We start from the raw sequence: 21,869 nt of genomic DNA, 5'->3' as shown, positions 1-21,869 counted from the left end.
TTATGTACGAATTAATCTTTTGGAAATATCAAGAAGGAATTTATTTAAACCATCATTTAGTTTATGAGGCATTGCTTGAGGAGCAATTTGTTGAAGGACTAGAGGAATTGCCTGTGCCTGTAATTTGGAATAGATTGTCATCCGTTTTTTCAGGTTGGGAAAAAGTAGACGAAAACAGCTGGAAGAATCCAAATGGAACAGGTGCGTTTCAAGTAAAATCAACTTCTCAAAGTATTTTAATTGATTGCTACGGTACCGATGGAAAAACTATGAACTTACTCTCAGATACATTGGAGGAATTTAAATGTTCTTTGTATGACCCACAAGTTCCTGTACGTTATGATGAAATGAATGAGTAGAGAAACCTCTTAATCTCACCTTATATAAAAATAATTTTTCTGATTCGAAATGCTACTTTTACGTAGCTGGTGAATCAGAAAAATTATTTTTTGTTTTGTAATACTGCTGATTTATTAATTTGGTTTTGGGCTGTTAATTAATTTTGGTGTGCCAAAACCTAATTGTTCTAATTTTTTCAATTGCGTTTCAGCATCACCTACAATGAGATAAATCATTTTATTTGGATCTAAATATTTTTTCGCAAGAGTTTTTATATCATCTATTGTAATATTTTTTACAATATTTTCTTGTTTTTTTGCGTAATCATCCGTGTAATTGTAATTACTAATGTCATAGAGCATTTCAAGTTTTGATGATAATGTTTCAAAAGCTCTAGCATTACTTTTGATCAAATAACTTTTTGTAACATCGAGATCATTTGCATTGAAATTAGTACCATATTTTTGTAAAATATCTTTAACTAACGCAACAGATTCAAAAGTAACATTAGAACGAACACCACTCGATACTGCAAAAAATCCTTTATTTACAGATCCCATAAACATGGAGCTAATACCATATGTGTATCCTTTTCCTTCACGTAATTCTTGTGTTAATTGTGAGGCAAAACTGCCTCCTCCCAAGCGGTAATTTAAAATTTGAGCTGGATAATAGTCCGAGTCAGTAGCAGCAAGAGCTGGATAGCCAATTCTTATTACAGATTGTTTAGCTCCTGGAACATCATAAAAATAGACTTGTGAGCTTGAAATAGCTGTTGTATTGGCATTAGTTGGAATAACAATATTTTTAGTGCTCCAATTTTTACTTATTATTTTTAAGGAGTTTGAAACACTGTTTTTATTCACGGCCCCAACTACATGAAAATTAACATTTGAAGGAGACATATTCGTAGTGAAATAGTTTTTCAAGTCATCTATAGTAATTGAACTAACGGTTTTTTCAGATCCAATACGATTATTAGATAAAATAGATGTGCCAAAAAGTAATTTTTTAAACTCAATTCGAGCAATATAATTAGGATCTGCTTTTTGCTGCATTATTTGACTCAGTGTACTTTGTTTTATAAGTTCAAATTCTTTGGTATCCCATCGTGGTTGTAATAAAATTTCTTGTACTAATGCCATAGTAGCGGTATAGTTTTTTGCTAGTGTGGTGCCGTAAATTGAAATAGCTTCATCACTTGCTGTTGCTTTTATAGAAGCACCAAGACTCTCAATAGCATTTTCTAATTGTTCAGGTGTTTTATTTGCGGTTCCTTTGGTCATAAGCTCGGCAAGCATGTTTGAAACTCCAATTTTTTCTGAATTTTCTAGCAATAAGCCTCCTTTAATTTGCAATTGAAATTGTACTAATGGCACTTCGTAATTTTCGATACCCAAAAGGGACATTCCTGATGGCATTTTATCTTTCCAAACAACTGGTAAAATTACATCTGGACTAGCGCCGTATGCTGGTTCAATGCTTCGGTCAAATTTCGAAGGAGTTTTTTCATAAGTAGCAGCTATACTTGCATCAAAAGAGTCTTCTTTGCCTTCAATGATTTTTTCTTCAACTACGTCGGCCAATATGGAGCCATCTAAAATTAAATTTTTTTCTCCTTTTGGAACAAAACTAGTTGCTACAAATGGTTTGTTTTGAATGTATTTTTTATACACGCGCATTACATCATCACGGGTAACAGCTAATATATTTTTGACATCTTGATTAATATATTCTGGTGTTCCAGCAAATATCTCGTATTGTGCAAGTTGAAATCCTTTTCCTAAAACACTTGATAAATTGTTATAAAAGGCAGTTTCTTGTCCTGCTTTAATCCTATCTAAATCTTGTTGCGAAATACCTTCAGTTTCAAATTTTGCAAAAGCTTCGTTGACACCATTCATGACCTCATTTAAATTTGTTTTATCAAAAGCGGTAACGCTAAGCATGTATTGTCCAGCTATTTCAGAGTTGTACTGAAAAACATCTGCTGCGTCAGTAATTTTTTTATCTTCTACTAAGGTTTTGTACAAAGGAGCTTTTTTACCTTTTGAAAGATAATTGGCAAGAACTTCTAGGGCATAGCTGTCTGGATGGTATTCATAAACTGATGGCCATGTAAGAGTAAGTTGTGGAAGTTTTGCAAAATTGTCTTCGTAGTACAGTTTTTTGGTACCAGGTAAAACAACAGCTTGTTTTTCCATTTTTGGGATAGCGTCGCCACGTTTTATTTCGCCAAAATATTTTTCTACCCAAATTTTGGTTTGGTTTACATCAATATCTCCGGCAATTGTTAGTGTGACATTGTTAGGGACATACCAGCGCTTGTAAAAATTCTTAACATCATCTAATGTTGCGTTCTGTAAATCTTCAAGAGATCCTATTACATCCCAGTTGTAAGGATGAGTAGACGGATATAAATTTTTTGATATCACAGAGAAATTATGACCATAAGGCCTGTTGTCATAACTTTGTCTTTTTTCATTTTTTACAACTTGTTTTTCTTTAGCAAGAACGGGTTCTGTTACGGTGTTGATAAAAAAACCAAGCTTATCTGCTTCAGCCCAAATCATTTTTTCAAGTGCATCTTTTGGTACAGTTTGAAAATAATTGGTTCTATCTCGGCTAGTAGATCCATTTGCACCCTCTCCGCCTATGCGAGCACTCATTTTATCAAGCCCTCCTTTTCCTAAATTTTCAGATTCAAGGAAAAGTAAATGTTCAAATAAATGTGCAAATCCAGTTCTTCCTTGTATCTCTCTTGCAGAACCCACATGACTTGTCAGTGCAACAGCAACAACAGGATCTGATTTATCAATATGCAAAATGACTTGTAAGCCATTGTCTAAAGTGAATTTTTCAAAATCAACTTTAAATTCTTTTGAACTTTTTTTTTGGGAGTAGGAATTGATTGCACTAAAAACTACTAAGCAATACAGGAGCAACTTGTTTGTTTTCATAGAGAAAATTTAATTTTAAGATATTGTTTTTTGGAGCTTAAAAGTAAGAAATAAATGAGTACAATGACACGCAACTCTGTTTTATTACTATCTTTCTTTAAACAATTCTGTGGAGTAGTATTCCTGTTATTTTAAAAGTTTAAATCTGTATAACTTGATGGCTAAACTTGTTTTTATGGAAATAATTAGAGATTAAAACCTCAATAGTCCTGATAGATTTTCTAATAATGAAGTATCTTTGCATCACTATTTTAATTTTAAAGTAAAACGAATGAAAATAAATACAAAAAACGGAATTGATAAACTCATTTTTGGAATGAAACAAAATGATGTTACCGCTATTTACGGAAAACCAAACCGAAATTATAAAGACGAGGATGACAATATTATTTATGCATACAACTCTTTAAAAATGCGTTTGACTTTTTATGTTGAAGAAGATTTTAAATTAGGATACATCGTTGCATCAAGCCCAGAACTTGAGCTTTTTGGTAACAAAATCATCAATAAAAAAATTAGTGATGTTAAAAAAGATTTAGTTAGCAAGTCTATAACTAAATTTACTCAAGAGGAATTTGATACTTTTGAGAATTATTTCAATGAAGAAAATTGGATGATTTTTCAAACTGAATTTGATGAGGTTGTAAAATTTGAATTGGGAGCAATTATCAATCAAAAAGATGAATTTGATTGGAAATTCGGGAAAAAATAGAGTAATAAAAAAACACCGATGAAATTTAAGATATCATCGGTGTTTTTTTTTGATTTTAATTTATTTTATGGGTTCTTTTTCAAGCATTTCTAATTCAAAAATAAGCATGGTATTTGGCGGTATCACACCATTAGCACCACGTTCACCATAAGCCAAATTTGAAGGTATAAAAACAACTGCTTTATCCCCAAAACCCATGTTTTCAAGACCCTCAATAAAGCCAGCAATCATACCGTCTTTTTTCCCTGCTACAAATGGAAATGCTTTGTAACCGTTTTGAGCCGCTCTTCTTTCATCATACTTACCGTAGGCTTTGTTTACATTTTCATAACTGCTGTCAAACAGGGAGCCATCTTCAAAATAGCCAGCATAATTAAAATAAAATGTAGCTCCATTAGCTGGTTTTACACCTGTTCCATTTTCAACTATCTTGTAAGCTAATCCAGATGGAGTAGTAGTAGCTGTAGCTTTTATTGTAGATAGGTAAGTTTTCTTTGCAGCTTTAACAGCCTCAATCTTTTTTTGATCTTCAGTTTTGAAATTAAAATAATCTGAAATTACTTTTACAGCATCAAATTTCTTTGCCAAAGCCCCTTTTCTAACCACAGTTACTTTTGTAATCACATCATCTTGCGCGATAGCGTTTACAATTTCCATTCCAGAGGTTACATGACCAAAAACAGTATGTTTACCATCTAACCAAGGCGTTTCTTTATGTGTAATAAAAAATTGGCTTCCATTTGTTGCAGGTCCAGCATTTGCCATAGATAAGATTCCTGGTTTATTATGCTTTAAATCAGTAATTTCATCTTTAAAAGCATATCCTGGACCACCTGATCCATTTCCAGAGGGATCACCACCTTGAATCATGAAATCTTTGATAACGCGGTGAAATTTTAACCCATCAAAAAAAGGTTTGCCTTTTAGGTTTTCGGGTTTTACAAATGTATTTTTTCCTTCGGCAAGTGCTATAAAATTTGCAACTGTCACTGGTGTTTTTTGGTACGCAAGTTCTAATTCTATGTTTCCTTTATTAGTTGCAATAGTTACAAAGATACCTTCTGCTTCAGTTGGTTTTTTTACAACTGCCTTTGCTGTAGTACTTGGTTTTTTTACTGGTGTTATTTTTTTTCCAGTTTGAGCTTGGATAGTAATACATCCCAGAAGTAGTAAAAACAGATATTTAAATTTCATCTTCTATAATTTTATGGATATTAATTTTTTTCTAAAAGTTCAATTTCAAAAATGATATCGGCGTTTGGCGGTATAACTCCTCCTGCACCAGCAGCACCATATCCCAAACGGGACGGAATAAAAATTACAGCCTTGTCTCCAAAAGATAATTGTTCTATTCCTTCAATGAAACCAGGAATCATGCCATCTTTTCTTCCTGCTTGAAAAGGAATAGGTTGATATCCATTTTGAGCTGCTCTGTTTTCATCGTATTTTCCAAATGCTTTTGAAACACTTTCTATACTTGCGTCAAAAAGCTCTCCATCTTCAAGAAATCCAGCATAATGTATAAATACTGGAGTGCCGTTAGATGGTTTTTTACCGCCGCTTTTTTTAGTAATTACATATTGTAAACCGGAAGGTGTTGTTGTGGCTTTTGCTTTCAATGCAGCAAAACTTGCTACTTTTTGCTCTCTTACCACTTTGTATTTTTCATTATAAACGCGCTTGTTTTCAGCATCAATAGCGGCTTTTTTCTTTTGATTTTCAGACTCTACTGCAAAATAGTCGGTAAAAACTTTTACCGCATTAAATTTCTTAGCAGCTTCACCATTTCTAATGATCGTTACAGATTTGATGTAATCATCTTGTTGAATTTTATTGACAACTTCCATACCTTTTTCTACCACATGACCAAAAATGGTATGCTTTCCGTCTAGCCAAGGGGTTGCAAGATGCGTGATAAAAAATTGGCTGCTATTGGTCATAGGTCCGTTATTGGCCATAGCTAGAACTCCACCTTTATCAAATCGTAAGTCATTGAATTCATCCTTAAATTTATATCCTGTATCTCCAGAGCCAGTACCTAGAGGATCTCCGGTTTGTATCATAAAATCAGCAATGACTCTATGAAATTTTAAACCATCAAAAAAAGGTTTCTTTTTTAAATTTTCATTCGTTACAAACTCATTTTTTCCTTCGGCAAGTGCCACATAGTTTGCAACGGTTATAGGTGCTTTTTCAAAATCCAGTTGTACAATAATCTCCCCTTTGTTAGTTTCAATTTGAGCATACAATCCATCAGGTAAATTGGAATGATCATTTTTACAGGAATACAATGAGGCTATCGCTAGTAGCGCAATTACGATCTTTTTTTTCATTTCTAAATTAATTGTTATGGAGTTATAGTATCTTTTTCTTTGGTTATAGGGTTAGAGGCTTTTTTTGCAATAACGTCAGTTGTAGGTGCAACAGTTTGTAGAACTTCTTTTTTATACGCCACTTCGGGTTTAAAATCTCGCAATGTAACGGTACAAATAATTGGTTGGTTTGTATCTATTTTTTTATCGTCTCCATGATAACCGTAAGCCATATTTGAGGGGAATAAAAAATTTACTTTCTCATTACGATGCATTAATTTGATTCCGTCACGTAAACCCATCATTATATTTTGTTTGTCAACATAATACACTTGTGGTTTTAGTTCTTCTTGAGAGTAAATCAAGGTTCCTTTTAAATCTTTAATTTCATAGTCAAACAAAGCAACGTCTCCTTTTTTAGGAGTGAGAGTATCAATTGTATTTCTTACTTCATAAGAATACCAATACCCTTTAGTAGAGGCTAAGTATACTACACTTGGATTGTTTTTGATAACGTTTTGTATTTGACTTTCCTCTGTTGCAACCAATTTTTTATTGCGCAGAATCGATTTTTTCATAAAACTCCCAGACGATTGAGAGATAGGTCTTCTAGCATCCTGATGCTGTTTGCACCCCGAAAGCACAAGAAATAAAAAGAATACAACTGCAAGTAGGTTGCTGTTTTTCATGGGTTTAGATGCTTATTTTTGTTAATAAATCTTCAAATTTCTTTTGGGTTTCTTCCATCGTAAGTTCTGATTTTCCTCCAGCTGCATTGCGATGTCCACCGCCGTTAAAGTGTTCTCTTGCAAATTGATTAACATCAAAATCACCTTGTGAACGAAACGAAATTTTAATAATTTTTTCTTCTTTATTTTCTATAAAGATAGCTGCAAAATGTATTCCTTGTATGCTTAGACCATAATTTACAATTCCCTCAGTATCTCCTTTTACATAATTAAAGGAGTTCAGCTCCTCTTGAGTGAGTGTTGTATAAGCAGTCTTAAATTTTGGATAGATAATCATGTTTTGAAGTGCTCTACCTAATATTTGGAGTCTTCCATAAGAACTATTGTCAAATAGTAAACTCGGGATTTCTGTATTTTGTACGCCTAAATCAATTAGTTCCGCAACAATTCTATGTGTTGTTCCAGTGGTTTTAGGAAATTTAAACGAGCCAGAATCAGTAAGTATTCCCGTATAGATACAAGTACCTATTGTGAAATCGATGTCATCCTTTTTACCTAATGCGGTAATAAAATTATAAAGCATTTCACAAGTTGATCCAAATGATGTATCTGAGTAGGTAACAGCAGCGTAGTCATCTGGATTTTGATGATGATCAATCATAATAAATGGAGATTGAAGCTGTGCTAACACATTTTCCATTTCTCCAGTTCTGTGCAAAGCATTAAAATCTAATGTAAAAATTAGTTCAGCTTCTTGTAAAAGTGCTGTGCAGTTTTCTCTATCCTTCTCGTAAATTTTAATTTTGTCAGCTCCCGGCATCCAAGCTAGAAAATCAGGAAACTCATTAGGAGAAATTACAGTAGGGTAGTGGTGGTTTTTTAGTAAAAAATGATAAAGTCCTAATGTAGAACCCATCGCATCACCATCTGGACCTCGGTGCGGGATTATTGCAATTTTTTTAGGCGTTGATAACAACTCTTGTACGGCTTGAATGTCTTGTATTTTCATAGAATGCGAAATTACATTTTTTTAATCTAATGTTGAAATCATTTCTAAAAATTACCAAATTATACACCTCTTAATAACTGTATTTTTTTCAAGCAAAATGCATATAACGTATATTTTAGTCCTGTTTTTAATTGAGATGTGTAAATCCCCGTAGAACCTGAACAAAAATAGGCCATACTACAGGCAATACATAATAATAAACCAGCCTCAATCCCAAAAAGTTCTATCCCCATTAAAGTACAAGCTATAGGTGTATGCGTAGCACCAGATAATAAGGCAACAAATCCCATCCCTGCAAGCAAGCTTATGGGTAAGGGTATAAAAAGGGATAATGCGCTACCTAATGTGGCACCTATAAAAAATAACGGAGTAACTTCTCCGCCCTTAAAACCACTTCCTAATGTTATTCCGGTTATAATTATTTTTAATAAAAAATCTTTTGGCAAACTAGGTGTTGTAAAGGATTCTGCAATTACGGGTAGTCCTAGTCCTGTATAGCGTGTCATATCAAAACAGTAAAAAAGGATAACAAGAAACGTGCCTCCCACAAGTGGTCTCAAAGGAGCAAATGGAAAAGTAACGCTAAACAATCGATTCCAGTAATGAGCACTTTTTGAATAAAGCATTGCGGTCAAGCCAAAAAGAAGTCCAGCAACTAAAACCCATAAAAGTGTTTTAAATGTGATATTTGGGATTTCAAAAATATAGTAAGTGCTGTGTTCTATTTCCCAAAGGTCTACCGTGTAATCCGCTATAAAGGCTACTAAAAATACAGATAAGATGCTTTTTAGTGTTATTCTCTTAAAACAAACAATTTCTAATGCAAAAATTGCGCCTGCTAGAGGTGTCCCAAAAACCGATGCAAATCCCGCACTAATTCCAAGAAGTATTAATATTTGAGATTCCTTTTTTGAGATTTTTTTTATTTTATTGAATTGATATGCTATTGCTCCTCCCATTTGAACTGCAGTACCTTCTCTACCTGCAGATCCTCCCAAAAGATGAGTTATTAATGTGCCCAAAAAAACTAAAAACCCCATTCTTAAAGGAACTCTTGTTTCAGGGTTTTCATAAGCAATCAATAGTAGGTTGTTTCCTTTGTTGCTTTCGTTGCCTAGGTAGTGGTATAATAATCCTATTAACAGTCCGCCTATTGGAAGCAACCAAAACAATGTTTTATAAAGCGTGAATAGTTGTGTAACCCAATCAAGACTGAACAATAGTAATGCAGAGGCAGATCCCGAGAATATTCCAATAAGGGTACAAATGAGGGACCACAATATTAGGGATACTATTTTTTGTTGATATTTAGAAAAATCCATTCATTTAAAAGTTACAGCCTACAAAAGTATCATTTAAAGCTATATTTTTATTTTTTGTTACCAATATGTTTAATTTTTAATTAGATACTTTTCAAATCATTGAAAAGTCTAACATAAACAGCATCTAGTAATTCATTTTATCTGCATCTTTGTCTTCATGTCTAAAATTAGATATTTAGGAGCGAACCAAAAAATGATCTTTTGTCAAATTTCATTCAATAGTTAAAAGTTCCACCCTGTTAATATACTATTTCAACTCATTTGTAGTTATAAATGAAAGTTAAAAAATGGCTTGATTTTTGAAAGTGAATGTTAGGTTTTATATTTTTAAAACTTGTTAAAACCTATAAAATGAATGTACCGCAAATTATGAAAAGGATTTTATTCACAATGATACTACTTGGTTCATTTTACAGTGGTTTTGCTCAATCTGAATTCAATTCAAAGTTCAAAGCAATTCCTCCTAAAAATAATGCGCCAAAGATAAACAAAACAATTCCACCTAAAATTGATATTCCCCCAATCAATTCACCTATGCCAAATGTTAAACCACCCGTAACAAATCCAAATCTTACAAGTGTTCCCGAAACGAAGCCAGTAAAACCTATTTCGATGATTCCATCTAGTGAGTTTATCAATCCAGGTGATGTTTACAGAGATAAATTAAACAAGAAAGAAGATAATTCAGAAGGTATTGTTTATCGTAGAAACCAAAATTTAGGTAATTACACCACGGGATCTGTTTCTGCAAAAGTTATGTATCGGGATGCTGCTTATGTAGATGGTGATTTAATACGAGTTATGTTAAATGATAAAGTAATTCAAAACCAAGTTTATTTAGACAGTAATTTTAAAGGTTTTGAAATTGTTTTAGAAAAAGGGTTTAATAAAATTGACTTTGTAGCTTTAAATCAAGGAAGTTCAGGGCCAAACACAGCAGAATTTAAAGTTTATGACGATAAAGGAGCATTGATATCAGCAAGTCAATGGAATTTAGGGACTGGTTTTAAAGCTACAATAATCCTTATTAAAGAATAAAGTATCACAAGACACAAAAAAACCTCAATCGATTGATTGAGGTTTTTTTTATAAGTAAGTAATCTAAATTGAGTTTATAAAACGTTTATTTTACTTTATTAAGTACTGCTTTGAAAGCTTCTGGGTGGTTCATAGCTAAATCTGCAAGAACTTTACGGTTCAATTCGATTCCGTTAGCTTTAACTTTACCCATGAATTGTGAATAAGACATTCCTTCTAATCTAGCTCCAGCGTTGATACGTTGAATCCATAAAGAACGGAAATTTCTTTTGTTCACTTTTCTATCACGGTAAGCGTAGCACATTGCTTTCTCTACCGCATTCTTAGCAACTGTCCAAACGTTTTTACGTCTACCAAAGAAACCTTTGGCTTGCTTCATTATTTTTTTTCTTCTTGCTCTTTTAGCAACTGAATTTACCGATCTTGGCATAATTTTTATTGTTTTTTTGTAGCAGGCGTCCTGAATTGAATCAAAGGAACTTAAAAGCCATACTCCAAGGTTATTTTAAATTGTTTTAACCTAAAGAAATCTTTAGTCAAATGTCAAAAGTCGAATGTCGAAAGTGTGTACTTTTGACTTTAAGACTTTCTAACTTTGGACTTATTAGATAATTCTTAATTGTTGTTTGATGCTTTTCATATCTGTTTTGTGAACTAGCGCTGAGTGAGTCAAAGCTAATTTACGTTTTTTAGACTTTTTAGTCAAGATGTGACTTTTAAAAGCATGCTTTCTTTTAATCTTTCCAGAACCAGTAACTTTAAAACGTTTCTTGGCGCTAGATTTGGTTTTCATTTTAGGCATTTTTTCCTAGTGTTTTAATTTATTCTTACTTACTTATTTTATTTAGTCGTAAAGTTTTTAAAGTCTTAAAGTCGAAAGCTGAATACTTTTGACTTTAATACTTTTGACTTTAAGACTTATTTTTTCTTCTTAGGAGCAATAAACATGATCATTCTTTTTCCTTCAAGAACAGGCATAGCCTCTACTTTTCCAAATTCTTCAAGATCTGTTGCTAATCTCAATAATAAAATCTGACCTTGATCTTTATAAATGATAGAACGCCCTTTAAAGAACACAAATGCTTTTAGCTTTGCGCCTTCTTTCAAGAATTTTTCAGCGTTTTTTCTTTTAAATTCGTAATCATGCTCATCAGTTTGAGGACCAAAACGAATTTCTTTCACAACAACTTGTGTAGATTTCGCTTTTAAAACCTTATCACGTTTCTTTTGTTCGTAAACAAATTTCTTGTAATCCATGATTTTACAAACCGGTGGTTCAGCGTTTGGAGAAATTTCAACTAAATCCAATTCAAACTGATCTGCTAACCTTAGGGCTTCTGCAAGTTTAAAAACACCTGGTTCGATGTTTTCACCTACAAGCCTTACTTCTTGTACACCACGAATAAGGTTGTTTATTCTGTGGGCATCTTTTTTTTCTACGCGAGGTTGGTAACCTCTGTTGCTTCTTATTGCTATGACTTTATAATTTAAGTTAAACTGTAAATACTTTCAATGTTTTGCTAATTTCTTCGTTTACAATAGCTGCAAATTCTTCTATTGTAACTGTGATATTACCTTTTCCTTCTTGGCCGTGACGGCGTATAGAAATGGTCCCGTTTTTCTCTTCTTCCTCACCTACAATCAACATAAACGGTGTTTTTTGCATTTCGGCATCTCTAATTTTCTTACCGATGGTCTCGTTTCTATTATCAATGAGGGCGCGAATTTCGTGATTTTCTAGCAAATCTAAAACTTTTTTCGCATATATTTCATATTTCTCGCTCAAAGACAATATTATAGCTTGTTCTGGCATTAGCCAAAGCGGGAAATTTCCTGCTGTGTGTTCTAGTAATATTGCTATAAAACGTTCCATAGAACCAAAAGGTGCTCTGTGAATCATTACCGGACGGTGTAATTCATTATCTGATCCTTTGTATGTCAGATCAAAACGTTCTGGTAAGTTGTAGTCTACCTGTATAGTTCCTAATTGCCATTGTCTTCCAAGGGCATCCTTAACCATGAAATCTAACTTTGGTCCGTAAAACGCAGCTTCGCCATATTCTACTACGGTATTTAAACCTTTATCTGCAGCAGCATTGATGATTGCATTCTCTGCTTTTTCCCAATTTTCATCGGTACCTATATATTTATCTCTATTTTCCTTATCTCTTAACGAAATTTGGGCTGTAAAGTTTTCAAATCCTAATGAACCAAATACATAAAGTACTAAGTCAATTACTTTTTTGAACTCTTCGTCTAATTGTTCTGGAGTACAAAAAATATGAGCATCATCTTGAGTAAATCCTCGCACGCGAGTTAAACCGTGTAATTCTCCACTTTGTTCGTATCGGTAAACTGTTCCAAATTCAGCATAACGTTTTGGTAAGTCTTTGTATGACCATGGACGAACATTGTATATTTCGCAGTGATGCGGACAGTTCATCGGTTTCAATAAAAACTCTTCTCCTTCTGCAGGTGTATTAATTGGTTGAAAGCTGTCTGCTCCATACTTTGCATAATGACCAGAAGTAACATACAATTCTTTCTGACCAATATGTGGAGTTACAACTTGCTCGTAACCTGCTTTTTTCTGTGCTTTTTTCAAAAATTGCTCTAATCTGTCTCTTAAGGCAGCTCCTTTAGGCAACCATAGTGGCAGACCTTGACCTACTTTTTGTGAAAAAGCAAATAGTTCCAGTTCTTTCCCTAGTTTTCTATGATCACGACGTTTTGCTTCTTCTAGTAATTCTAAGTATTCCGTTAATTCTTTTTGTTTTGGGAACGATGTTCCGTAAACTCGGGTTAACTGTTTGTTTTTCTCATCACCTCTCCAGTAAGCACCAGCAACGCTCATTACTTTCATTGCTTTGATGATACCGGTATTTGGAATATGGCCACCACGACACAAATCAGTAAAGGTATCGTGATCGCAAAACGTAATCGTTCCGTCTTCAAGATTAGTAATCAACTCGGTTTTGTAAACGTTGTCTTTGTATAATTCTAAAGCATCTGCCTTAGAAACGGGACGCAATTTAAATTCGTGCTTTCCTCTTGAAATTTCAAGAACACGGTCTTCAATTTTTTTGAAATCAGCATCTGTGATTTTATGATCCTCAAAATCTACATCATAGTAAAATCCATTTGCAATTGCGGGTCCGAGTGTAAGCTTAATTCCTGGGTACATTTCCTCAAGAACCTGAGCCATAACGTGTGAAGTAGAATGCCAAAATGCTTTTTTACCATCGGCGTCATTCCAAGTAAATAATGTAAGGCTACCATCCGTGGTTAGTGGGGTTGTTGTTTCAATTGTAGTACCATTAAAAGAGGCTGAAATTACATTTCTAGCAAATCCTTCACTGATGCTTTTTGCAACATCCATTGGAGTTACGCCTGGAGCAAACTCTCTAACTGACCCATCGGGTAAAGTAATCTTAATCATTGTTTGTTATTTTAAGAATGCAAATATAGTCCATTACAAAAATACAAACAATAGTTGTGTATGTATTGTTTTATAATTAATTGTTTAATTGAAGGTCAAGCAAGTGAATTTTGCTCGTGTTGTTTCTAATTTAGTTTAAAGGTGATAATTTTAGATACTAATTTGATTTTTTTACAAGTCAATTTTCTTTAATTCGCTGTAATTTTTGCTCAGTTTGGATAAGAAAGTGCCGTAAACTAACTTATAAAAGCACCAAATAAAGCCCATAAAAAATAAACCAAAAACCAATAAAGCAATAATACTTGACGGGTCTAAAATGTCTACTTTTGTATTTGATCCATCTTTATAGCCTTCGTTAAAAGCTTGTAGGCCAGTATAAGTACCTGTTAACCCGCCAAAAATGATATTCCAAAAAATGTAGTACGTAACTACTTTTCTTGTTTTTAATATCTTTTTAATTAAATCTTTGGCTGAATTTAAGGTTGAGATAGATTTGTAATTTTTGTAAAACAGAATTATAAAACCAAAAATCACAATATAATTAATGAGTTCAAGGGTTTTTATTATTGGGTGAGCAATTACAAAAGCATCATATTCTTTGCTACTGATGAAAATTGATATGCCATTTAAAATTAAAAATTCTAAAATACTTACAATTAGTATCCACTTCACTAATGAAGATGATTTTTTGTGAATCATCACATAAATGTCGTTTGTAGAGACTTGTTCAAAAGTATTTCCTTCTTTTTGCCAGTCTTTTTTGAGTAAATCCAGTTCTTTCATGCTTCTAATGGATTTAATATTTTTTTTAATTTCCCTTTTATTCTATTCATTTTTACTCTTGCGTTAACTTCGCTAATTCCCAATGTTTCAGATATTTCTTGGTAGTCTTTGTCTTCAAGATACATGAAGATCAATGCTTTTTCAATATCATTCAATTGATAAACTGCTTTGTACATTAATTTTAATTGTTCTTCCTCTTCATAATCATATTCTACATCATTAAGAAAATGTTGCCTGCCTTCAAACTCCACAGTACTGATAGAACGTTTTGTTTTACGATATAGGGTGATGGCTGTATTTAAGGCTACGCGATAGGCCCAAGTAGAAAATTTGCTATCTCCTCTAAACTTAGGGAAAGCTTTCCATAACTGAATCGTAATTTCTTGAAACAAATCTTTGTGTGCATCATCACCATTAGTATACAATCTACAAATCTTGTGGATTATATTTTGGTTTTCTTGCAAAAGTTGCACAAAAGTCTGTTCTAGGTTTTCACTCATAATTACGTTAGTGGAGAGTTAATGGTTTTTGTTACACAAAATTTGTTTTTTGTTGTCAAATTTTATTTAAGCAATATTGATAAATATTATTCAAGTTTCTATTATTTGTTTTTCTCTGTACATTTGTCACATGTTACTATCGGTTATTATTCTTAATTACAATGTTCGGTACTTTCTGGAGCTTTGTTTAATCAGTGTTCAAAAAGCAATTGAAGGTATTGACGCAGAGATAATTGTGGTTGATAATAATTCTGTCGATGATAGTTGTGCAGTGGTATTGCAACGATTTCCATCAGTAAAATTAATTCAAAACAAATCGAATGTAGGTTTCCCAAAAGGGAATAATATAGGTGTCGACCAAGCCTCGGGAGAGTATGTTTGTATTCTAAATCCAGACACGGTTGTGGCTGAAGATACTTTTTTAAAAATTCTAGAATTTGCTAATCAAAAAGATCATTTAGGTATTGTAGGTTGTAAGCTTATTGATGGTGCTGGGGGTTTTCTTCCAGAGAGTAAGCGCGGAGTTCCAACTCCATTTGTAGCTTTTACAAAGATTGCGGGTCTGTATAAACTTTTCCCTAAATCTAAAATGTTAGGCAAGTACTATGCAAACCATTTGCAGGAAGAGCAAACTGGGAAAGTGGATGTTTTAGTGGGTGCTTTTATGCTTTTAAAACGAAAGTTGTATTTAGAATTAGGAGGATTTGACGAAGCTTGTTTTATGTATTCTGATGATATTGATTTGTCTTACATGGCGCTAAAAGCGGGATATAATAATTTTTACTTTGGCGCAACTACTGTTATTCATTATAAAGGAGAAAGTACTCATAAAGATGGCTTGTATATGAGGCGATTTTCAGAGGCGATGCATTTTTTTTACAAGAAACATTTTAGTAAAGCAAAATCTATTTTTCGGATAAAAGAGTGTTTGTTTGCTGTTTTTATGAAAATAGGCGTCTCTGTTTTTACCGCATACAAGACTTTACAAGGCAATTCATTATTCCAGAAAACAAAAAAGATGATTTCTCCAAAATATATTTTGTTTACCAATGATCAAAGTTTACTTCAAAAAATGGAACGCTCGTTACAAAAAAAAGTAAAATTTCATGATTTAAAAACAGAAAAAATGCTACTTTCGTCAATAGTGAAAGAGGAAACTAATGTTGAAATTATTCTTGACAATGAATTTATATCATTTAAGGATTGTATCGCTATTCAGGAATCTGCAAAGAAAGAGGGATTTAACCAACGAATAACTTTTAAAATTAAGCCAAAAGCTACCGATTTTTTAATAGGAAGTAATAATAGTACATCACGTGGCGAAGTAGTTAAAATGACGTAAAAAATTATATTTAATGTAATTTATATTTGAAATATTTAGTAATTTCGCAAACTGAAAATCAATATCACCTTTTAGGTTAATAATATGGCAAGATATGAATTAAAACTTCCAAAAATGGGAGAAAGCGTTGCAGAAGCAACTATTACCAACTGGTTAAAAGAAGTTGGAGACAAGATTGAAGCTGATGAAGCGGTACTGGAGATTGCTACTGATAAAGTAGATAGTGAGGTACCAAGTGAGGTTTCGGGAGTTCTTGTAGAACAACTTTTTGGAAAAGATGATTTGGTACAAGTAGGTCAAACCATTGCAATCATTGAAACTGATGGTTCTGATGGTGTAAGTACTGAAGCGGCAGTTGCTACACCTGTGGCAGCTACTTCAATTGAAAAAGAAGTTGAGACTGTAAAAAATACCATTGCTGCGCCAGTAGATTTTTCTAATTCAGAAAAATTCTTGTCGCCGCTTGTTAAGAATATTGCAAAAGAAGAAGGTGTTTCACTTACAGAACTTGAATCTATTGCTGGTACAGGGAAAGAGGGTAGAGTTACTAAAAATGATATCCTTGAGTATGTGAAAAGTAGAGGCAACCAGTCAGTAGTTGCTGCACCGGCTCCAGTTCTAGAAAAAGTTATTCCTGCAGCTGCGCCTTTAGCTCAAAAAGCGGTACCAGTTTCTGTAAACGGTGGTGATGAAGTTATTGAAATGGATCGTATGCGAAAGTTAATTTCGGGTTATATGGTAGCTTCAGTTCAAACATCAGCGCATGTACAATCTTTTATAGAGGTTGATGTTACGAATATTGTAAAATGGAGAGAGAAAAATAAAAACGTATTTGAAAAACGCGAAGGTGAAAAGCTTACTTATACTCCTATATTTATGGAGGCTGTAGCCAAAGCTTTAAAAGATTTTCCAGGTATGAATATTTCAGTTGATGGAGATTACATCATCAAGAAAAAGAATATAAACTTAGGAATGGCTGCTGCCTTACCAAATGGTAACTTGATTGTTCCGGTCATTAAAAATGCTGATCAGTTAAATTTAGTAGGAATGGCAAAAGCGGTAAACGATTTAGGGAACCGTGCAAAAATGGGTAAATTAAAACCAGATGATACTCAAGGTGGTACCTATACAGTTACTAATGTAGGGACTTTTGGAAGTGTTTTTGGTACACCAATTATAAACCAGCCACAAGTAGGTATTCTTGCCCTTGGAGCCATTCGTAAAGTACCTGCTGTTATTGAAACCCCTGAAGGAGACTTTATAGGAATTCGTCAAAAAATGTTCTTGTCACACAGCTATGATCATAGAGTAGTTGATGGTGCATTAGGAGGTAGTTTTGTAAAACGTGTAGCTGAATATTTAGAGGCTTTTGATGCTGATAGAGCTGTTTAAGTTAAATAATCAATAATTGAAACCCCTGATTGATATAAAAGTCTATCAGGGGTTTTATTTTTTATTCTGCTTTTATTAGTCTTTGTTTAGCTTTGGAATTAACTCCAAATTTTTATATTTGTCACATTCAAAAACAAAAAATGGAACTAAAACTCAATAAACCAATTTGCTTTTTCGATCTTGAAACTACTGGAATTGATATTGGAAAAGACCGAATTGTAGAAATATCAATTTTCAAAGTTTTCCCAAACGGGAACAAGGAAAGTAAAACGTGGCTCGTAAATCCTACTATTCCTATTCCGGCACAAACTACAGCGGTTCACGGAATTACTGATGAAAAAGTAGCTAATGAGCCAACTTTTAAAGAACTGGCAACGCAGGTGTATAATATGATAAAAGACAGCGATTTGGCTGGATTTAACTCAGATCGTTTTGATATTCCTTTATTAGCCGAAGAATTACTTCGTGCAGGAGTAGATTTTGACATGAAAAATAGAGTTTCAGTTGATGTGCAAACTGTTTTTCATAAAATGGAAGAGCGTACTCTAAGCGCTGCTTTAAAATTTTATTGCGGTAAAAATCTTGAAAATGCCCATTCAGCTGAAGCAGATACCATGGCTACTTACGAGATTTTAAAAGCGCAATTAGACCGTTATCCAGAACTCGAAAATGACATGAAATCGTTGTCTGAGTTTACAACTCGCAAGAAAATTGCCGATTTTGCAGGAATGATAGCATTTGACAAGGATAATGAAGAGATTTTTACCTTTGGAAAACATAAAGGTGTTAAAGTAGAAAAGGTTTTAGAAACAGAGCCAGGCTATTTTAGTTGGATTCAAAATGCTGATTTCCCTTTGTACACCAAGAAAGTTTTAACGGCGATTAAACTTCGAAAACTGAACAATAAATTAAGCTAATTTTTGAATCTTTCAATCATTAAATTTTTTAATTAAGAAATGAAAATAATCTGTATCGGTAGAAATTATACCAATCATATCGTAGAGTTGCATAATGAAAAGCCATCGGAGCCTGTTGTTTTTTTAAAACCAGATTCGGCTATTTTATTAAAACAACATCCTTTTGTTATTCCTGAATTTTCAAATGATGTGCATCATGAAATCGAGTTGATTGTTAAAATTAGTAAGGTTGGTAAATACATTGAACCTAAGTTTGCTCATAAATATTATGATGAAATAAGTGTTGGGATTGATTTTACAGCACGTGATTTGCAAGAGAAATTAAAGTCAAAAGGATTGCCATGGGAAAAAGCAAAGGCGTTTGATGGTTCAGCTGTTTTAGGGGATTTTTTACCTAAAAGTCAATTTTCTTCATTAGAAAATATTACATTTGAACTTCTTAAAAATGGAAAATCAGTTCAAAAAGGATATTCAAGCTTGATGCTTTGGAAGATTGATGAATTGGTGTCTTACGTTTCGCAGTTTTTTACGCTTAAAATTGGCGACGTAATTTTTACAGGAACTCCAGAAGGAGTAGCAGCTGTAAATCAAGATGACGTTTTAGAGGGGTTTTTAGAAGGACAACAACTATTTAGAATACAAGTAAAATAATGGCTATACATTACAATCTATCAAAAGTGTACGCACTTTCAGATAATGACCCAGAATTTGTCAATGAAATATTGACATTGTTTGTTACCGAAGTTCCAGAGGATTTATTGCAAATTAAAGAAGGAATAAAGAAGAAAGACCACAAGCATGCTTACGCGTATGCGCACAAGATAAAGCCAACCCTTGATTTAATGGGGATGAATGTTGCTTTTGAAGAAATTTTGCAAATTGAAGCTTGGACAAAAGGCGAAGGTAAAAAGAAGGATATAAAGGAAACTTTTAAAAGCGTTAAAAATCAAGTAAATGATGCGATTAAAGAAATCAAAAAAGATTTTGATGTTTGAGTATAAAAAAGTGACCTTTTCCGGTCACTTTTTTTTATAAATAATACCTGTAAAGCTGTATTTTTATTCCACAACAATGTAATGATTAGCATTTATTGGCTTTTAAAATCCAATTAAATAATCACTTAATTAAAATTTTACTCATGAAAGCAACCATAGTTACAATAGGTGACGAAATATTAATTGGTCAAATTACAGATACTAATTCGGGATTTATAGCTAAGGCTCTAGATAGAATTGGAATCGAAACAATAGAAATGTTATCTATAAGTGATGATAAAAACCATATTTTACAAACCTTGTCAAGATTGCAAAATACTGTTGATTTTGTGGTGCTTACGGGAGGGTTAGGGCCTACAAAAGATGATGTTACAAAGAAAACGTTTTGTGATTACTTTGAAGATGAATTGATAGTCAATCAAGATGTTGAAAAGCATGTTGTAGCGCTTATTGAACGGGTTATGAATAGGCCTGCATCTCAAATAAATAAAGATCAGGCTTTAGTCCCGTCAAAATGTATAGTGTTGCATAATGAAGTAGGTACGGCTCCCGGCATGTGGATTAAAAAAGAAAATACAGTTTACATTTCGCTTCCAGGAGTTCCTTATGAAATGAAATATTTGGTAGAACATGAAATAATTCCAAAGATTGTGCAAGAATATAAACGTCCTTACATTATCCATAAAACCATTTTGACTTATGGTCAAGGTGAAAGTGTAGTGGCTGAGCGTATTGAAGCATGGGAAAGTGCTTTGCCACCCTTTGTGAAATTAGCCTACTTGCCAGCGCCGGGAAGAGTCCGTTTACGATTGACGGCACGCGGAACTGATAAAGAAATTCTTGAAACTGCTATTCAAGAAAATGTAAATGCAGTAACTGAGATTATCAAGGATATTATTGTAGGTTTTGATGATGATGAAACGCTGGAAGTTGTTTTGGGATCACTACTTACAAGGCATAATAAGACAATTGCAACTGCCGAAAGTTGTACTGGAGGAAAAATTGCACAAGTGTTAACTGCTGTCGCTGGAGCGTCAAAATATTTTAAAGGTGGTGTGGTTACTTATGATACACAAGCAAAAATAGATGTACTTGGAGTTTCTAAGCACGACATAGAAGCTCATTCGGTGGTGAGTAAAGAAGTAGTCTCTGCTATGGCTTCAAGTGTAAAAGCCATAATGAAAACTGATTATGCAATTGCTACAACTGGAAACGCTGGACCTCTAAAAGGAGATTCGAATGCTGAAATTGGAACTGTTTTTATTGCAATTGCTACGCCAAGTGAAATAATTGTTGAGGAATTTAATTTTGGTCAACCCCGTGAAAAAGTGATAGATAGGGCTGTAATAAAAAGTTTAGAGCTAGTGTATAAAGAAATTTTGAAAATTGTGTAAAATTATTGTTGGTTAATAGGTTTATTTTTCTTTTCTTTGCACCCTGATTTTGATTAACGATAAAAGATAAGTATAATGTCAAGAGTTTGTGACCTTACAGGTAAAAGAGCGATGGTAGGAAATAACGTTTCTCACGCTATGAACAAAACTAAGAGAAAATTTTCTGTGAACTTAGTTAAAAAGCGTTTTTATCTTCCAGAAGAAGATAGATGGATTACTCTAAGAGTAGCTGCATCTACGATAAAAACAATTAATAAAAATGGAATTGCTGCTGTTTTGAAAAAAGCACAGTCAGAAGGATTTATTAAATAATCCGTTCCACAATAAATATATAGCAAGATGGCAAAGAAAGGTAATAGAATCCAAGTAATTTTAGAATGTACAGAACACAAAACAACTGGTGTTGCAGGTACTTCAAGATACATCACTACTAAGAACAAAAAAAACACACCAGATAGATTAGAGATTAAGAAATTTAATCCAATCTTGAAGCGTGTAACTGTTCACAAAGAAATTAAGTAATAATTACAAATTTTATAAGGTTAAAATGTTTACGTTTCAAACCTAATTAAAATTTAAATAACATTTGAATCATGGCAAAGAAAACCGTAGCATCGTTACAAACATCTTCTAAGAGATTATCAAAAGCCATCAAAATGGTGAAATCTCCAAAAACAGGTGCATATACATTCGTAGAATCTATTATGACTCCTGAAGCTGTTGATG

At 33.2% G+C, this 21,869-nt stretch carries 24 protein-coding genes; 12 read left to right on the top strand and 12 right to left on the bottom strand.

Going from position 1 to position 21,869, the window contains the following annotated elements:
• The first annotated feature begins 2 nt into the window (after positions 1–2).
• The gene (locus tag FPG59_RS03535; RefSeq protein WP_086453239.1) at positions 3–359 is read left to right on the top strand and encodes a hypothetical protein; all 357 of its coding nucleotides are present in this window, start codon (positions 3–5) and stop codon (positions 357–359) included.
• A gap of 114 nt (positions 360–473) precedes the next feature.
• On the opposite strand, the gene FPG59_RS03530 is transcribed toward FPG59_RS03535, so the two are convergent.
• Positions 474–3,299 (bottom strand): pitrilysin family protein, encoded by a 2,826-nt coding sequence (locus tag FPG59_RS03530; RefSeq protein WP_086453238.1) that lies wholly within the window; start codon positions 3,297–3,299, stop codon positions 474–476.
• Between the two features lie 271 nt (positions 3,300–3,570).
• Between FPG59_RS03530 and FPG59_RS03525 the strand changes: the two genes are divergently transcribed.
• Positions 3,571–4,011 (top strand): hypothetical protein, encoded by a 441-nt coding sequence (locus FPG59_RS03525; RefSeq protein ID WP_086453237.1) that lies wholly within the window; start codon positions 3,571–3,573, stop codon positions 4,009–4,011.
• Positions 4,012–4,071: 60 nt separating this feature from the next.
• On the opposite strand, the gene FPG59_RS03520 is transcribed toward FPG59_RS03525, so the two are convergent.
• The 5 genes from FPG59_RS03520 to FPG59_RS03500 are packed head-to-tail and all read right to left on the bottom strand — an operon-like array spanning position 4,072 to position 9,343.
• On the bottom strand, positions 4,072–5,205 hold the full coding sequence (locus FPG59_RS03520; protein WP_086453236.1) for a peptidylprolyl isomerase: 1,134 nt from the start codon (positions 5,203–5,205) through the stop codon (positions 4,072–4,074).
• A 20-nt stretch (positions 5,206–5,225) separates the two neighbouring features.
• Positions 5,226–6,344, bottom strand: a complete 1,119-nt coding sequence (locus FPG59_RS03515; protein WP_086453235.1) for a peptidylprolyl isomerase — start codon at positions 6,342–6,344, stop codon at positions 5,226–5,228.
• 14 nt (positions 6,345–6,358) lie between these two features.
• Complete coding sequence (gldI, locus tag FPG59_RS03510) at positions 6,359–7,012, bottom strand: gliding motility-associated peptidyl-prolyl isomerase GldI (RefSeq protein ID WP_086453234.1); 654 nt, start codon at positions 7,010–7,012, stop codon at positions 6,359–6,361.
• A gap of 4 nt (positions 7,013–7,016) precedes the next feature.
• A complete protein-coding gene (locus FPG59_RS03505) occupies positions 7,017–8,021 on the bottom strand; it encodes a bifunctional oligoribonuclease/PAP phosphatase NrnA (RefSeq protein WP_086453233.1) in 1,005 nt (334 codons plus the stop codon).
• Between the two features lie 59 nt (positions 8,022–8,080).
• Positions 8,081–9,343, bottom strand: coding sequence for a chloride channel protein (locus FPG59_RS03500; RefSeq protein WP_086453232.1), 1,263 nt, complete (start codon positions 9,341–9,343; stop codon positions 8,081–8,083).
• A gap of 351 nt (positions 9,344–9,694) precedes the next feature.
• On the opposite strand from FPG59_RS03500, the gene FPG59_RS03495 reads away from it, so the two are divergent.
• Entirely contained in the window at positions 9,695–10,381 is a 687-nt protein-coding gene (locus tag FPG59_RS03495) for a hypothetical protein (protein WP_254906636.1), read from the top strand.
• Positions 10,382–10,466: 85 nt separating this feature from the next.
• Here FPG59_RS03495 and rplT read toward each other — a convergent pair whose 3' ends face one another.
• The 6 genes from rplT to FPG59_RS03465 form a co-directional block, all read right to left on the bottom strand.
• On the bottom strand, positions 10,467–10,811 hold the full coding sequence (gene rplT, locus FPG59_RS03490) for a 50S ribosomal protein L20 (RefSeq protein WP_086453231.1): 345 nt from the start codon (positions 10,809–10,811) through the stop codon (positions 10,467–10,469).
• Between the two features lie 174 nt (positions 10,812–10,985).
• On the bottom strand, positions 10,986–11,183 hold the full coding sequence (rpmI, locus tag FPG59_RS03485; protein WP_022827375.1) for a 50S ribosomal protein L35: 198 nt from the start codon (positions 11,181–11,183) through the stop codon (positions 10,986–10,988).
• Positions 11,184–11,299: 116 nt separating this feature from the next.
• Entirely contained in the window at positions 11,300–11,851 is a 552-nt protein-coding gene (infC, locus tag FPG59_RS03480; protein WP_086453230.1) for a translation initiation factor IF-3, read from the bottom strand.
• 22 nt (positions 11,852–11,873) lie between these two features.
• Entirely contained in the window at positions 11,874–13,820 is a 1,947-nt protein-coding gene (thrS, locus tag FPG59_RS03475) for a threonine--tRNA ligase (RefSeq protein WP_086453229.1), read from the bottom strand.
• 171 nt (positions 13,821–13,991) lie between these two features.
• Entirely contained in the window at positions 13,992–14,603 is a 612-nt protein-coding gene (locus FPG59_RS03470) for a hypothetical protein (protein WP_086453228.1), read from the bottom strand.
• Positions 14,600–15,103: an RNA polymerase sigma factor gene (locus tag FPG59_RS03465; protein ID WP_086453227.1), complete on the bottom strand. Its 504-nt coding sequence runs from the start codon at positions 15,101–15,103 to the stop codon at positions 14,600–14,602. The genes FPG59_RS03470 and FPG59_RS03465 overlap by 4 nt, the downstream gene beginning before the upstream one ends.
• Positions 15,104–15,233: 130 nt before the next feature.
• Between FPG59_RS03465 and FPG59_RS03460 the strand changes: the two genes are divergently transcribed.
• From FPG59_RS03460 to FPG59_RS03420, 9 genes are all read left to right on the top strand, one after another.
• Positions 15,234–16,445, top strand: coding sequence for a glycosyltransferase family 2 protein (locus FPG59_RS03460; protein ID WP_086453226.1), 1,212 nt, complete (start codon positions 15,234–15,236; stop codon positions 16,443–16,445).
• Between the two features lie 84 nt (positions 16,446–16,529).
• Positions 16,530–17,837, top strand: coding sequence for a dihydrolipoamide acetyltransferase family protein (locus FPG59_RS03455; protein WP_086453225.1), 1,308 nt, complete (start codon positions 16,530–16,532; stop codon positions 17,835–17,837).
• Between the two features lie 140 nt (positions 17,838–17,977).
• Positions 17,978–18,754 carry a 3'-5' exonuclease gene (locus FPG59_RS03450; protein WP_086453246.1) on the top strand — a complete coding sequence of 259 codons (777 nt, stop codon included), beginning with the start codon at positions 17,978–17,980 and terminating at the stop codon, positions 18,752–18,754.
• 39 nt (positions 18,755–18,793) lie between these two features.
• Positions 18,794–19,405: a fumarylacetoacetate hydrolase family protein gene (locus tag FPG59_RS03445; protein WP_086453224.1), complete on the top strand. Its 612-nt coding sequence runs from the start codon at positions 18,794–18,796 to the stop codon at positions 19,403–19,405.
• Entirely contained in the window at positions 19,405–19,749 is a 345-nt protein-coding gene (locus FPG59_RS03440) for an Hpt domain-containing protein (protein WP_086453223.1), read from the top strand. Before FPG59_RS03445 ends, FPG59_RS03440 begins: the two co-directional genes overlap by 1 nt.
• Positions 19,750–19,892: 143 nt before the next feature.
• Entirely contained in the window at positions 19,893–21,143 is a 1,251-nt protein-coding gene (locus tag FPG59_RS03435) for a CinA family nicotinamide mononucleotide deamidase-related protein (RefSeq protein WP_086453245.1), read from the top strand.
• 75 nt (positions 21,144–21,218) lie between these two features.
• Positions 21,219–21,455 carry a 50S ribosomal protein L28 gene (gene rpmB / locus FPG59_RS03430; RefSeq protein ID WP_024980263.1) on the top strand — a complete coding sequence of 79 codons (237 nt, stop codon included), beginning with the start codon at positions 21,219–21,221 and terminating at the stop codon, positions 21,453–21,455.
• Between the two features lie 27 nt (positions 21,456–21,482).
• Positions 21,483–21,665, top strand: coding sequence for a 50S ribosomal protein L33 (gene rpmG / locus FPG59_RS03425; RefSeq protein WP_007805817.1), 183 nt, complete (start codon positions 21,483–21,485; stop codon positions 21,663–21,665).
• A 71-nt stretch (positions 21,666–21,736) separates the two neighbouring features.
• Positions 21,737–21,869, top strand: a 133-nt coding sequence (locus FPG59_RS03420) for a DUF4295 domain-containing protein (RefSeq protein WP_086453222.1), incomplete at its 3' end; no start/stop codon positions are given.

The sequence above is a fragment of the Flavobacterium sp. FPG59 genome (genome assembly GCF_002150205.1).
Lineage (GTDB): Bacteria > Bacteroidota > Bacteroidia > Flavobacteriales > Flavobacteriaceae > Flavobacterium.
The sequence above is the reverse complement of the archived record's forward strand: the minus strand, read 5'-3'. Positions and strand labels throughout refer to the sequence as shown.

Coding starts and splice junctions, on each gene's coding strand:
- FPG59_RS03535 (WP_086453239.1), top strand. CDS start 3: ATGTACGAATTAATCTTTTGGAAATATCAAGAAGGAATTTATTTAAAC.
- FPG59_RS03530 (WP_086453238.1), bottom strand. CDS start 3,299: ATGAAAACAAACAAGTTGCTCCTGTATTGCTTAGTAGTTTTTAGTGCA.
- FPG59_RS03525 (WP_086453237.1), top strand. CDS start 3,571: ATGAAAATAAATACAAAAAACGGAATTGATAAACTCATTTTTGGAATG.
- FPG59_RS03520 (WP_086453236.1), bottom strand. CDS start 5,205: ATGAAATTTAAATATCTGTTTTTACTACTTCTGGGATGTATTACTATC.
- FPG59_RS03515 (WP_086453235.1), bottom strand. CDS start 6,344: ATGAAAAAAAAGATCGTAATTGCGCTACTAGCGATAGCCTCATTGTAT.
- gldI (WP_086453234.1), bottom strand. CDS start 7,012: ATGAAAAACAGCAACCTACTTGCAGTTGTATTCTTTTTATTTCTTGTG.
- FPG59_RS03505 (WP_086453233.1), bottom strand. CDS start 8,021: ATGAAAATACAAGACATTCAAGCCGTACAAGAGTTGTTATCAACGCCT.
- FPG59_RS03500 (WP_086453232.1), bottom strand. CDS start 9,343: ATGGATTTTTCTAAATATCAACAAAAAATAGTATCCCTAATATTGTGG.
- FPG59_RS03495 (WP_254906636.1), top strand. CDS start 9,695: ATGAATGTACCGCAAATTATGAAAAGGATTTTATTCACAATGATACTA.
- rplT (WP_086453231.1), bottom strand. CDS start 10,811: ATGCCAAGATCGGTAAATTCAGTTGCTAAAAGAGCAAGAAGAAAAAAA.
- rpmI (WP_022827375.1), bottom strand. CDS start 11,183: ATGCCTAAAATGAAAACCAAATCTAGCGCCAAGAAACGTTTTAAAGTT.
- thrS (WP_086453229.1), bottom strand. CDS start 13,820: ATGATTAAGATTACTTTACCCGATGGGTCAGTTAGAGAGTTTGCTCCA.
- FPG59_RS03470 (WP_086453228.1), bottom strand. CDS start 14,603: ATGAAAGAACTGGATTTACTCAAAAAAGACTGGCAAAAAGAAGGAAAT.
- FPG59_RS03465 (WP_086453227.1), bottom strand. CDS start 15,103: ATGAGTGAAAACCTAGAACAGACTTTTGTGCAACTTTTGCAAGAAAAC.
- FPG59_RS03460 (WP_086453226.1), top strand. CDS start 15,234: ATGTTACTATCGGTTATTATTCTTAATTACAATGTTCGGTACTTTCTG.
- FPG59_RS03455 (WP_086453225.1), top strand. CDS start 16,530: ATGGCAAGATATGAATTAAAACTTCCAAAAATGGGAGAAAGCGTTGCA.
- FPG59_RS03450 (WP_086453246.1), top strand. CDS start 17,978: ATGGAACTAAAACTCAATAAACCAATTTGCTTTTTCGATCTTGAAACT.
- FPG59_RS03445 (WP_086453224.1), top strand. CDS start 18,794: ATGAAAATAATCTGTATCGGTAGAAATTATACCAATCATATCGTAGAG.
- FPG59_RS03440 (WP_086453223.1), top strand. CDS start 19,405: ATGGCTATACATTACAATCTATCAAAAGTGTACGCACTTTCAGATAAT.
- FPG59_RS03435 (WP_086453245.1), top strand. CDS start 19,893: ATGAAAGCAACCATAGTTACAATAGGTGACGAAATATTAATTGGTCAA.
- rpmB (WP_024980263.1), top strand. CDS start 21,219: ATGTCAAGAGTTTGTGACCTTACAGGTAAAAGAGCGATGGTAGGAAAT.
- rpmG (WP_007805817.1), top strand. CDS start 21,483: ATGGCAAAGAAAGGTAATAGAATCCAAGTAATTTTAGAATGTACAGAA.